Here is a 12,581-nt window from a genome sequence, read left to right on the forward strand (position 1 = left end):
GCCACAGGTGCGGCACATAGACCTGATCGATACACTGGCTGACGCCCATCCGAGCGAAGGATCACATCGTGGTGACCGATCACGCGACGCTGTCGCGCCTCGACCTCAACCTGCTCATCGCGCTGGACGCGCTGCTGACCGAGCGGAGCGTCACGCGCGCGGCCGACCGGTTGCACCTCAGCCAACCGGCCCTCAGCGCCTCGCTCGCCCGCCTGCGCACGCACTTCAACGACCAGATCCTCGCCCGTCGCGGCAACACCTACGAGCTCACGCCGTTCGCCGTGCGCCTGACCGACCACACGAGCACGGCCCTCGAAGCGGCCCGTCGCGTCTTCGAGAGCCAGGCGTCGTGGTCGCCTGCCGAATCGACCCGCGAATTCTCGATCTACGGCTCCGACTACGGCTTCGTGACCGTGGGCACCGTCGTCTCGCAGCTCGCCGCCGAAGAGGCGCCCGGGGTGCGCTTTCGCTACATGCTCCACAACCCCGGCATCGTCGAGGACGCCGCGAACCGCCTGCGCTCCGCCGACGGCATGGTCATCCCTCACGGCCCGGTCTCCGAACTGCCGTACCTGGATCTCTGGCAGGACGACTGGCTGGCGGTCGTGGCCGACGACAACGCCGAGGTGGGCGAGTCGCTCACGATGCAGAACCTCGCCGACATGCCGTGGGTGCTCACGTTCCAGTCGCGCTCGGCCTTCACCTCGGCGGCCCGCCAGATCCAGCAACTGGGCGTCGAGCCGCACATCGAGGTGGTGCTGGAGAGCTTCCTCTCGGTGGGGCACTTCGTCAGCGGCACGCGCCGCGTCGGGCTCGTGCAGTCGGCGCTCGCTCCGCATCTGCTCCGCATCGGCGGCATCCGCGTGGTCCCGCTCCCCTTCGCGGCCACGCCCATCGTGAGCGCCTTGTGGTGGCATCCCTCGCACAACCGCGATCCCGAGCACGAGTGGATGCGCGGGCTGTTCGCCGAGGCTGGTCGCCGGATCGCCGCGGGGCACGCACCGCACTGAGAACAGCTCTCGCCCGGCATCAGCGATCGTGATGGAGCACATCGGGATGCCGCGGTGCCCATCGGTGGTCATCATCGAGGCCCGGACGCTACTTTCGAAAATCAGAACCAACGTCCTGATTCTGTACATCGTGGGTTCGTTCATCACCCGATGCCCGCTCAGTGAGGAGCACACCATGGCGGAACCGTTGCGCGTCCTGATCGTCGGCGCCGGAATCGGAGGCCTGAGTACGGCCTCGGCCCTGGCTCGGATCGGCGCGAAGGTCGACGTCATCGACGACAAGCCCGAGATCAGCGTCGCCGGCGTCGGTTTCGGCCTGCGGATCAACGGCCTGCGTGCGGTGCGCGACATCGGTCTCCTGGAGGACGTGCTCGCGATCGGCCATCCGGCGCCCGGGATCGACAACTACGACGCCGACGGCAACCTCCTGAGCACCATGAGCTACGGCACGCAGGACGAGGGCCTCCCCGGCTGCGTGACGATGTCGCGGATCGCCTTCCTCGAGCTGGCTGCGAAGCACGCCCTCGACAACGGCTGCACCTTCCGGATGAGCACGACCGTCGCGGACATCGCGCAGGCTGCCGACACGGCCACGGTCTCGTTCAGCACGGGTGACCAGGTCGATTACGACCTCGTACTCGGCTTCGACGGCCTCCATTCGCAGATCCGCCGCGACTACTTCGGCGAGAAGTACGCTCCGCGCCCGGTGGGCGGGGTGGCGTGGCGGGCGGGCCTTCCCAACCGCCGCAAGATCATGCAGCCCATCATCTGCCAGGGCTACGGCGGCAAGATCATGCTCACGCCGCTGTCGGAAGACCTCATGTACATGGTGCTCACGGTGGCGGAAGAGGGGCGCCCGCGATACGACGCGAGCAGGATGGCCGAGATCATGCACGATCGCGCGGCCGACCTCACCCGCGGATCGACGTTCCTGGCCGACGCGCTCGACGACGTCCGCCACGCCGAGAACGTGGCCTACACGCCCTATTCGACCGTATGGGTGCCGTATCCGTGGTTCCGCGGCCGCGTGATGATCCTCGGCGACGCGGCACACACGATGACGCCGTACCTCGGGTCGGGGGCCGCGATGAGCATCGAGGACGGCGTCGTGCTCGCGCAGGAACTCGCGAAGGACCAGTCCCTCCTCGACGCGCAGCTGAACTTCATGAAGCGCCGCCTTCCGCGGGTGCGCGCGGTGCACGAGCGGTCGGTCGAGTCGATGCTCGAGGAGTTCGACTCCGTCACCGAGGAGACCTACCGCGCGCGCATCGACCACCTCCGTCACGACGAGCCCATCGCCAACGAGTACGCGAACCGCCTCCTGCGGATGCCCTACTGAGACCCTCCGAGGAGACGCACGTGTCGCACACGCCCACCCGCACCCTTGTCGTGGATGCCGCCCGCGAGAGCGCCTTCCGACCGCTGAACGGCGTCGGGGGTGTCCCCGGCCCGGTCGACGGAAACCCCGAGTTCCCCGACATGACGCCGCTGTGGCGAGAGGCCGGGGTGACGGTCGTGCGCTCGTTCGACTGGGTCTCGCGCCTGGACACCCGCGACAACCCGACGAGCCTGTTCCCCGACTGGAGCGCCGACCCCGACGACCCCGCGAGCTATAACTTCACCGCGACCGACCAGTGGGTCGACGCGGTGCACGCGATCGGCGCAGACGTCATGTTCACGGTGGCCAGTTCCATCCCGAAGAACAAACTTCCGGCGGAGGACGTCGAGCTGTACAGCCGGGTCGTCGAGGGCATCGTCCGGCACTACTCGCAGGGGTGGGCGGGCGGACCCTCGAAGCCCATCCGGATCTACGAGTTCGGTGACCAGCCCGACTTCGGCCCCCTCCACTTCGCCGGGCAGCCCGAGGAGTTCTACGGGATGTACCGCGCGTTCTGCGAGGCGGTTTCCCGGGTGGATGCCGGCCTGACCGTCGGCGGACCCGCCACGGCCTTCCCCCTCGAGACGGACTCGCCGTACCGGGAGGGCTTCCTCGCCTTCGTGCGCGAGAACGACCTGCCGCTCGACTTCTTCTCGTTCCTCTGGTTCACCGACGGCAGCCGCGACCCCCTCGACTACCGCTTCGTGTCCCGCGAGCTGCGCGAGGTTCTCGACCGGCACGGGTTCACCGACACCGACCTGACGCTCAGCTACTGGAACTACCTCGCGGTCCCGAGCAGTTCCGCTCCGGCTGCCGAGAAGGGGGCGTTCCAGGCCGCGACCGCGATCTACCTGCAGGATACGGTGATCGACCACGCGTTCTTCTTCCGCGCCGACAGCGGACGCGACCCGCATTACGGGTTCGTCGATCCGGGCGGCGTGGGCGACGTGGACGGCAACCCGGATGAGCGTTCCCACGCGCTGGTTCTGGCCGGGCGCGCACTCACCGGGCGGCGCCTCGCCGTCTCGGGCGGCGACGAATCGGGCCTCGCCTGCGCCGCCGGCCGCGACGGCGACACCGTGCGCATCCTGGTGGCGAACTACGTCGCGCCCGACAGTGCCCTCGCCCCGCGCGAGGAGGATCGCTTCACCTTCCGCATCCCCATCGGCGAGCAGCGGATCGAGCTGGGACTGACCCTGCCGCCGCAGCGGAGCGAGCTGGCATCCGCGGGAGTGGAGTCGGTTCGCGTCGAGGTGCGCAACCTTCCGTGGACGGATGCCACCGCCCACGCCACGATCACCTCGCTGACCGGCGCGGTCGAGGGGCCGCGCCCGGTGCCGGTGTCGGCGGCGGGTACCCTCCAGCTAGACATCGCCCTGTCGGCCCAGTCGGTCTTCCTCGTGGAGCTCACGGCCTGACGGCGGGAGCGACGGGATGAGAGCGATGGGGGGACGACCGACCGTGAACGGGATGTCGGAGCCCAAGCAGCAGCGCAGCCGCGACTCGTTCGCAAAGGTGCGCGCCGCCGTCCTCGAGCTCCTGCACGAGCGTGGCACGGGCCAGTTCTCGCTCGCCGAGGTCAGCGCGAGGGCCGAGGTCTCGATCGGCTCGATCTACGGCCGGGTCTCCAGCAAGGTCGAGCTGCTGAGGGTGATCCAGGGTCAGGAGTTCGATCGCCTCGACGTCGAGACCGAGGAGCGCGTGGGCGCCGCCGGAGTCGGAGCCGCGAGCTTCGCGCGCGCGACGGCCGAGATCGTCACGGTGTACGCCGAGATCCTGCGGGAGAACCGCGACCTTCTCTCCCCGTTCTTCCTCTTGGGAGTGGAGGATGCCGAGATCCTCGACCGCGGTCGGCGCTCCGGCGACGCCGGGCAGGCGGTCTTCCTCCGGGCGCTGCTCGCGGCCGCGGAGGAACACGGCGTCGACCTCACGCGGGAGCGGGCCGACTGGGCGTTCGAGATCTTCTACAGCCTGTGCGTGCGCTACCTCGGCCTCGGCGTCACGGCGACCGCGAGCCCGCACGACGCCTACGCCTGGCCGGACCTGCTCGAGCGCCTCTCGCGAACGGTGTACCTCACGGTGTCGTCGGACTGATTTGGCGAGCAGTCCTTCATCGGGCTTGTCGCCCTGTCACTCGCCGATACGAGTCCAGGTGGCGGAGCGGCCCGCGCCGTCCGATTGCACACTCCCGGCGACGCGGAGCTGGTCCAAAACGAGACGGATCGTCTGGTCGCTGACGCCCGGCAAGGCCGCACGGATGTCCGCGATACGGAACGTCGCGGGGGCATGATTCGTGACGTAGTCGCGGACGCGATTCTGCTTGCTACCGGTCGACCGGTTCGCGGCAGTGATGGCAGCGAATCGGTCGTAGGAGTCGTGCAAGACGGTGACGAAGTAACGCAGCCATGGCCACGGGTCGTGCTCACCCGTGTGCCAACCATGGGTCGAGGCCAACAGACCGGCGTAATAGGCATCGGCCGTCTGGGCGATTCGGTCCTCGAGTGAGACATATCGCGTGACGTCGTAGTCCGCGTGTTGGAGCAGGGCATTCGTGATGGCTCTCGTGATGCGCCCGTTGCCGTCGTCGAACGGATGGATGGTGAGCAGGTCGAGAACGAACAGACCGGTGAGCAGGATCGGGTGATGCCGATCAGCGTCCATCGCCCCGTTGTAGCGGGCGATGAGCTCGTCGAGGTGGGACAGTGTCTCGGTCGGCGCCACGGGAGTGAAACGTGTGGTTGTGCTGCCGTCCGCGTTGCGGTCGACGACGAGGTTCGCGGTGGTCTTGAACGCACCGCCTGGTATGTCCGTATACCGGAAGAGCAGGCGGTGCAAGTGCAGGAGGAGGCCGACGTTCAGCGGACGCCACGACTCCTGGTACAGATAATCCAGCGCCTCTCGGTAGCCTGCGAGTTCTTGCTCGCTGCGGTCGCGCAAGCCGGTGACCTCGCCGCCGAGGATGGCAGCAGCTCTCACTTTGTCCGCGACCACCACACCTTCTATCGCGGAGGATGCCTCGATGCTGGCGACGCGTGCCCGCTCAGCGAGTGAAGTGAGGAGCGCGGGGAGCTTGTCCCGAAACAGCGCTTCACTCCCCCGCCCGGTATCGACCGCGCGGAGTGAGGCGACAACATCGAAGGGCACGGATCCGATGAAGTGGTCGAGGTCAACGAACGATCTCATCGCGCCCCTCAATCCACTAAAAGTACTATTTCTGCCTTCATATTAGTAGGTTTAGGGGCTTCTTGAGAGATGCGTCGGTCGCGCGCCTCACGCATGCGTCCGGGAGCGGGCGAGGTTACCCCGCCGCCACCGCCCGCATCGACGCGCGGATGAGGTCGTGCTGGCGGCGCACGAGGAGCAGCGGGTCGACCTCGCCGAGTTCGGCGAAGGCGTGTCCCTCCCACTCGCTCGACCAGAAGCCGCGGTACCCGCCCTCGACGAACACGCGCACGAGCTCGGGGTAGTCGATCGCCGGCTCCTGGCCCTCGTCGTCGATGTCGTAGAACTTCGCGTGCACGTGCAGGATCTGCGGCATGATGTCGGCCCACTCGCGGGGGTCGACGCGGCCGTGCATGTTGAAGGCCAGGTGCGCGAACGAGCCGAGGCGGCCCGGATCGAAGTCGCGGCCGCGCAGGTAGCCGAGGAACTCCTGCTGACGCGCCTGCATCGTGGCATCCGTCGCCCAGATCTCCTGCAGCTTCGCGACCGCCTCGTCGTCGAGTCCGGCACGCCGCACGGCGCGCAGGAGCGTCGGCGACGTCGAGTGCATCGTCGACGAGAAGTCGGCGACGAAGCCCAGCAGCGGCGAGTCGAGCTCGGCGTACGTCTCTCGCACGCGCAGGATCGGCTCGGCGTTCGGCCCCATCGGCGCGTGGATCTCGTACGCGAGCTTCAGCTCGAGCTCCTCCGCGATCGGCAGCAGCCGGCGCAGCAGCTCGGGCTTGGCCGACTGGATGCGCACGAGCGGGAAGCCGAGCTTCTTCGCCCCCTCGAACATGAGAGTCGAGAATTCGAACTCCTCATCGGGCGTCATGTCGCGATCGCGACGACGACCCATGTCGAGGTTGGCTCCGAACGAGCTCTCGACGAATCCGTGCCGGTCGAACCCCGCGCGCCATGTGCGCACGAAGTCGTCGCCGACGACGGGATAGGTGGGCACCATCTGGGATGCCACGATCTCGATGCCGGGGCCGATCCCGAGTTCCGCCACCCGGTCGAGCAGACCGTCGAAGTCGTACCAGCCGGCGCGGAACTCCGCGCTCGCGGAGTAGAGCGTGAGACCGAGCTGGAACGGGTCGTCCGTCACGGCGGGGGGCGGAGGCGCCGCCTCGTGCACGAGCGCCGGGGGCACGGCATCCGCGTCGACGACGGTCAGCGTCTTCACGTCGTGGACCACGTTGGGCACGTACATGCCCGGCCCGCCGTCCTGGCCGGGCGCGATCTGCATGTAGGGCAGCCGCAGCTCGCCGTGCAGGACGACGTCGTGCGTCTCCCCGAGGGCGACCGGCGCCGCGCGGCGCGCGACGAGCAGCGGGTGCTCCTGCAGGAACCACAGGCGTTCGCTCTGCTCGGGGAGTTCGTCGAGCCGGTACGAGGCGTCAGCGAAGTCGACACGGAGGTCGTCGGCATCCACCCGTTCCCCGTCGACGGAGAGCTCGAGCGTGGTCACAGACGACAACCAGAGGCTGCGGTACCAGGGGATCGTCAGCCGCAGCGCGAGTCCATCGGGATGCGCGCGCAGGCTGTCGTCGTGGAGGAGTCCGTTGGGCATGGGGGTCTCCTTCAGATCCGGTCGGCGATCTGGCGGATCAGCGAGTGCTGGCGGCGCACCTGCTCGATCGAGCGCCACGGTTCGCGCTCGCCCTCGTACTCGCTCGAGAGGTACCCGGTGTATCCGGCATCCTTCAGGGCGCGGAGAACCGGCTCCCACGGGATCTGCTTGTCGTCGAGCTCTTCGTCGATGTCGTGGAACTTCGCCTGGATGAAGACGACGTTCTCGATCACGTCGAACACGTCGTTCGGGTCGACGTGGATGCCGTCGAGGAAGGCCGGGCGCTGACCCGGCAGCTCGCCGGGCTTCAGCGGAATGGGGCGGTCCTGGAAGATCCCGGTGTCCAGCAGCAGTCCGAAGTGCTTCGTGCCGGTGCGGCGGACGAGGTCGATGTAATCGTCGACCACCTCGTGCTTGATGGGGGTCGGCGAGTGGATCTCGGGACAGATGATGACGTCGAGTTCCTCCGCGAGCGGGAGGGAGGCCTCGACCGCCTCGGTCCAGATCGGGTGCGGCACAAGGTCGCTGGAGACGACGCCGATCTTCGGTCGCACGAACCGGAACCCGAGGCGCTTGGCGAGCCTCAGGTCGCGCTGCAGCACGGCGGCGCCCTCTTCGGCGGTCATGTCGCGGGCGTTCGGGCCGCTGGAGTGCAGGCGCGTGTCGATCCACGACCCGTAGTTCGTCGGCTCGAGGCCGTACTTCTTCAGCAGCGCGAACCACTGGTCGACCCACTCGTCCGAGGGGTTCGGGTAGTTCGGGATGTGCGCCTCGCCGAGGATCTCCAGCCCCGTCGCGCCGATGTCGGCGATCGATGCCATGGCGGTCTCGAGGTCCATGACCGTGCCGAAGTCGGTCATGTAGCTGTACAGCGAGATGCCGTACTGGAACGGAGCACCGGATGCCTCGGGCGCGAGCGTGACGTGCTTGGTGACGCGGTAGGTGCTCGGCTGGTGCTCCTGGGGGATGTACGACATCCGCAGCCGCAGTTCGATCGACAGCTCGTGCACACCGTCGGGCAGGCCGCCGGGGAGGGGCACCGTGATGATCGCCGCGTCTTCGAGCGGCCAGCGCACGCCGTCACCGTCCCACAGCTCGGCGAGCGTGTACTGCTTCCCCTGCAGCGTCCACAGCGGCACATCGGGCGCGACGTCGACGAGCCCGGGGATGCTCACGCCGATGCCGTCGATGAGCGACGCGGCCATGCCGCGGTACGACGGCATCCGGACGCGGAACTGGAAGCCGGTGATCTCGCCGCCCTCACGGACGTTGCGGAATCCGACGGACTGGATGAGGTCTCTTTCGAGAAGCATCGTCGCTCACTCTCTATGGGGTTCGCCTCCGACGCTACCCGCTTATGCCGCTTTCAGACATAAGCGTTCCTGATCCCCCGCATCAGGGCTCGCCCCTGCGCCGTCACCGGAACAGGGGATGGCCTGAGAACAGGCAGATCCAGCGTGAAACGGCCTGTTCCCGTCGCATCCCCTGTTCCTGGGCCGGTCGCTACCGCCCTCACGCCTCCGAGCGGAACACCTCGGACGCGATGCGGAACGCCGTGTTCGCGGCCGGCACGCCGGAGTAGATCGCGGACTGCAGGATGACCTCGCGGATCTCGTCGATCGTCAGGCCGTTGCGGAGAGCCGCGCGCAGGTGCATCGCGAGCTCTTCGTGGTGGCCGTGGGCGATGAGCGAACTCAGCACCGCGACCGAGCGCGAACGGCGGTCCAGGCCCGGACGCGACCAGACGTCGCCCCAGGCCACGCGCGTGATGAAGTCCTGCCAGTCGGCGGTGAGCCCGGTCGCGGCGGCGGTCGCGCGGTCCACGTGGGCGTCCGACAGCACCTCGCGTCGCACGGCCATGCCCTGGTCGTAGCGTTCCTGGTCGGTGGCCATCAGGCGTCCTCTCCCGAGACGGTGGCGAAGAACGAGCGGAGAACGGATGCCACGGCCTCTGGCTGCTCCGCGGGCGGCAGGTGTCCGGCGTCGTCGACGCGCACCGCGCGCCCGTTCGCCACACCCGAAGCGATCTCGACGGCCTTCTCCTCCGGCGCGACGGCGTCGAACCGCCCCCACGCCGCGAGCACCGGCACCTCGATCTCCCCGAGCGACGACCGCACGTCGTACGCGGCGAGCGCCTCGCAGCACCGGGCGTAGCTCTCGTCGTCCGCGTCCTGCAGGACGTGCAGCAGGCGCCCGCTCAGCTCGGGGCGACGCGCCATCGACTCGGGCGCGAACCACCGCTGCGCCGACCCGATGATGAGGCTCGAGGTGCTCTGCGTCCGCGCCTGCTCGGCGCGATCGGCCCACGACTCCGGGTCACCCAGCTGAGCCCCGGATGCCACGATCGCGGCGGCCCGCAGCCGGGGGCCGTGGCGCAGCGCGAGCTCGAGGCCCGTCGCGCCGCCGAGCGAGACCCCGGCGTAGAGGAACGTCTCGTCGGGGACGGCAGCCGCGACGGCATCCGCGAGGTCGGCGACGGTGAACGCACCCGTCGCCACAGGACCCGCGCCGTGGCCGGGGAGGTCCCAGGCCGCCACGCGGTAGTCGTCGATCAACAGCGGCACGACGTCGTCCCACAGGATCGTCGAGGTACCCAGCGACGGCCCCAGCACGACGAGGGGCGCGCCGGCCGGGCCGACGGGGGCGGTGAGCGCGATCATCGGGGATCCTCCGTGCGGGCCAGGCGCGGCGCGAGGCCGACGTAGTCGGCCGGGTCGAGCAGCGCGTCGAGGTCGAGGTCGCGGGTCTCGGGGAGTGCGCGCAGCGCCTCCTCGAGGTCGCCGTCGCCGCCGACGAGCGCCGCGAAGCGGTCCGCCCCGATCAGCGGCACCAGGACGCCGCGCAGGCGCTCACTGACGATCCGGCCGCCGGTGAGCGCGAGGTTCCGGGCCACGGCATCCGTGTCGACCCGCAGGTGCGCCGCGAGCGACGACGCGTGCCACGACGCCCCGAGTGCGAGGCGCAGCAGCTCGCGCAGCGTCGGCCACTCCGCGTGCCAGGCCCCGTCGGGGCGTTCGTCGACGGCGAGAGCGGATGCCAGGTGCAACGTCGCGGCCAGCTGCGGCGCGCGCATCGCGGCGGAGCGGATGAGCACCGCTTCGGCCGGGTTCTGCTTCTGCGGCATGGCCGAGGACCCGCCGCCCGCGCCCTCGGCGACCTCGCCGATCTCGGTTCGGCTCAGGGTCGCGACGTCGGAGGCGAACGCACCGACCGCGTCGATCGCCTGCGAGAGCGCGTCGCCCAGCTCGGTCACCGGCCAGCGCGTCACGTGCCACGGCGCGTCGGGGGTGTCGAGTACCGCAGCCTCGGCGTACGCCGCGGGCAGGGCGGCCGCGGCATCCACCGATCCCGTGATCTCGACGAACGACGCCAGCGTTCCCGCGGCGCCGCCGAGCTGCGCGGGGAACACCAGCGCCTCCAACCGCGCCACAGAACGATGGATGCCACGCTCCCACGCCGCCGCGCGGGCACCGACCGTCGTGGGCACGGCGTGCTGCGTGAGCGTCCGGGCCGCGGCGACGGTGTCGGCGTGCGCCTCGGCGAGCGCCCGCAGCCACTGCCCGGTGTGCGTGAGGGAGGCGATCACCTGCGCGACAGCCGCGCGGGCGACGATCATCGTCGCGGTGTCGAGGATGTCCTGGCTCGTCGCCCCGCGGTGGATCCACGGGCGGCACTCGGCGGGGACGCGGCCCTTCAGCTCGCCGACCAGCGGGATCACCGGGTTGCCGCCGGCCACCGACGCGGCCGCGAGCGCGCCGAGGTCGATACCCAGCGAGGGCGAGCCGTACTTCTCGTCCAGGCCGAACGTGTGATCCACGGCGACCGCGATCTCGCGGGGGGCGATGCCCCGATCGGCGTAGGCCGTGACGAGCGCGCACTCGGCCCGGACGAGCGCATCGAGGTACGCCCGATCCGAGACGAGGGCGTCATGACCGACGGTCGCCGGCGAGAGGAGCCCGGCGTCGAAGGGGTCAGAAGGCAAGGAAGACCGTCTCCTTCTCGCCCTGCAGCCAGATGTCGTGGTGGAGGTGTCCGTCGGGCGTACGTGTCGCCACGAGGCTAGCGCGCTCGTCCTCGTCGAGCGAGGCCAGCAGCGGGTCGGCGGCGAGAGCGGCGACATCGTCGGGGACGTAGATCCGGGTGTGCAGCTTGTTCGGCAGCCCGCGCGCGAACACGATCGCGGCGAAGAAGCCGGGCCGCCCGGCCGACCCCCCGGGCTCACGGGTCCAGAACTCGTAGTGCCCCTCGTCGTCGGTGAAAGCGCGTCCGAAGCCGGTGAACGTGTGGTCGTCGCGGCGGAACGCGCCGCGCGCGCGGGGCACCGAGCCGTCGGCATCCGCCGCGAAGATCTCGACGAGTGCGTCGGGGATCGGGGCTCCCGCGCCGTCGGAGACGGTGCCGCTGAGCACGATCGCGCCGGGCGAGTGCGGGAACGCGACCTCGTGCTGCTTCGGGAACTCCAGGCCGTACGCGAAGAACGGACCGACCGTCTGTCCGGGGGTCGGGCGGTGGGTCTTCGGGGGGATCATTCGTCGCCCTCCTGTTCGAAGTACGTCTGGTGGGGGCCGTCGACGACGATGTCGAAGCGGTAGCCGGTGGCCCACTCGGGGGAGGTGAGGGCGTGGTCGTAGACGCCGACGAGGGCGTCGCGGTCCTTCTGCCGGTGGATGCTGTTGTAGATCGGGTCGAGCGCGAACAGCGGGTCGCCGGGGAAGTACATCTGCGTCACGAGGCGCTGCGTGAACGACGTGCCGAACACCGAGAAGTGGATGTGCGCGGGCCGCCAGGCGTTCCGGTGGTTCTTCCACGGGTAGGGGCCGGGCTTGATCGTCGTGAACGCGTACTCGCCGGCATCGTTCGTGATCGCGCGGCCCGCGCCGGTGAAGTTCGGGTCGAGCGGGGCGGGGTGCTGGTCGCGCTGGTGGATGTAGCGGCCGGCGGAGTTCGCCTGCCAGATCTCGATGAGCTGGTCCGCGAGCGGCCGTCCCCACGAATCGAGCAGGCGTCCGCGCACGGTCAGGCGCTCACCGAGGGGCTCGCCGGCGTGCTGCAGCGTGAGGTCCGATTCGATCGCGGCGACGTCGCGCTGCCCGAACGCGGGCGAGAACAGCTCGATGGTCTCAGGGTCGACGAGCTTCGGGTTCTTCGTGGGGTGGCGCAGCACGCTCGACCGGTAGGCGGGGAAGTCGTACGAGGTCGCGGGGAGCTGCTCGCCCGCGGCCTCGCGGGCGTCGAGCGCAGCATGTGCGGCCTGGATCTCACGAGTGATCTCTTCCTGCGTCGCCTGGTCGGGGGCGGCGAGGAGCGACTCGGGAGCAGCGGCGGGGGTGCGGGACATCGGGTCTCCTTCGACCGATCCATGTTCCGGCATCCACTCTCCAGCGCGCCATCGCGTTCCCGCTGAATGGGAGTCGTGGCA

Annotated in this window: 12 protein-coding genes; 4 read left to right on the plus strand and 8 right to left on the minus strand. The window is 69.6% G+C overall.

The window, feature by feature from the left end; translation table 11 throughout:
- The first annotated feature begins 71 nt into the window (after positions 1-71).
- From D8Y23_RS07820 to D8Y23_RS07835, 4 genes are all read left to right on the plus strand, one after another.
- Complete coding sequence (locus D8Y23_RS07820) at positions 72-1,010, plus strand: LysR family transcriptional regulator (RefSeq protein WP_128217634.1); 939 nt, start codon at positions 72-74, stop codon at positions 1,008-1,010.
- A 175-nt stretch (positions 1,011-1,185) separates the two neighbouring features.
- Entirely contained in the window at positions 1,186-2,349 is a 1,164-nt protein-coding gene (locus D8Y23_RS07825) for an FAD-dependent monooxygenase (protein ID WP_164878166.1), read from the plus strand.
- Positions 2,350-2,369: 20 nt separating this feature from the next.
- On the plus strand, positions 2,370-3,806 hold the full coding sequence (locus tag D8Y23_RS07830; protein ID WP_128217599.1) for a GH39 family glycosyl hydrolase: 1,437 nt from the start codon (positions 2,370-2,372) through the stop codon (positions 3,804-3,806).
- A gap of 52 nt (positions 3,807-3,858) precedes the next feature.
- The gene (locus tag D8Y23_RS07835; protein WP_164878167.1) at positions 3,859-4,482 is read left to right on the plus strand and encodes a TetR/AcrR family transcriptional regulator; all 624 of its coding nucleotides are present in this window, start codon (positions 3,859-3,861) and stop codon (positions 4,480-4,482) included.
- A 36-nt stretch (positions 4,483-4,518) separates the two neighbouring features.
- On the opposite strand, the gene D8Y23_RS07840 is transcribed toward D8Y23_RS07835, so the two are convergent.
- The 8 genes from D8Y23_RS07840 to pcaH form a co-directional block, all read right to left on the minus strand.
- Positions 4,519-5,571 (minus strand): Fic family protein, encoded by a 1,053-nt coding sequence (locus D8Y23_RS07840; RefSeq protein ID WP_128217601.1) that lies wholly within the window; start codon positions 5,569-5,571, stop codon positions 4,519-4,521.
- A gap of 115 nt (positions 5,572-5,686) precedes the next feature.
- Positions 5,687-7,162, minus strand: a complete 1,476-nt coding sequence (locus D8Y23_RS07845) for a C-glycoside deglycosidase beta subunit domain-containing protein (protein ID WP_128217602.1) — start codon at positions 7,160-7,162, stop codon at positions 5,687-5,689.
- An 11-nt stretch (positions 7,163-7,173) separates the two neighbouring features.
- Complete coding sequence (locus tag D8Y23_RS07850) at positions 7,174-8,475, minus strand: C-glycoside deglycosidase beta subunit domain-containing protein (RefSeq protein ID WP_128217603.1); 1,302 nt, start codon at positions 8,473-8,475, stop codon at positions 7,174-7,176.
- A gap of 199 nt (positions 8,476-8,674) precedes the next feature.
- On the minus strand, positions 8,675-9,055 hold the full coding sequence (gene pcaC / locus D8Y23_RS07855; RefSeq protein ID WP_128217604.1) for a 4-carboxymuconolactone decarboxylase: 381 nt from the start codon (positions 9,053-9,055) through the stop codon (positions 8,675-8,677).
- Positions 9,055-9,822, minus strand: coding sequence for an alpha/beta fold hydrolase (locus D8Y23_RS07860; RefSeq protein ID WP_128217605.1), 768 nt, complete (start codon positions 9,820-9,822; stop codon positions 9,055-9,057). Before D8Y23_RS07860 ends, pcaC begins: the two co-directional genes overlap by 1 nt.
- Complete coding sequence (locus D8Y23_RS07865) at positions 9,819-11,144, minus strand: lyase family protein (RefSeq protein ID WP_128217606.1); 1,326 nt, start codon at positions 11,142-11,144, stop codon at positions 9,819-9,821. Before D8Y23_RS07865 ends, D8Y23_RS07860 begins: the two co-directional genes overlap by 4 nt.
- Complete coding sequence (pcaG, locus tag D8Y23_RS07870) at positions 11,134-11,691, minus strand: protocatechuate 3,4-dioxygenase subunit alpha (RefSeq protein WP_205796945.1); 558 nt, start codon at positions 11,689-11,691, stop codon at positions 11,134-11,136. Before pcaG ends, D8Y23_RS07865 begins: the two co-directional genes overlap by 11 nt.
- Positions 11,688-12,500: a protocatechuate 3,4-dioxygenase subunit beta gene (pcaH, locus tag D8Y23_RS07875; RefSeq protein ID WP_128217607.1), complete on the minus strand. Its 813-nt coding sequence runs from the start codon at positions 12,498-12,500 to the stop codon at positions 11,688-11,690. Before pcaH ends, pcaG begins: the two co-directional genes overlap by 4 nt.
- Positions 12,501-12,581: the final 81 nt, after the last annotated feature.

Source organism: Microbacterium enclense, assembly GCF_004022425.1.
In the GTDB taxonomy this organism is placed as follows: domain Bacteria; phylum Actinomycetota; class Actinomycetes; order Actinomycetales; family Microbacteriaceae; genus Microbacterium; species Microbacterium enclense_A.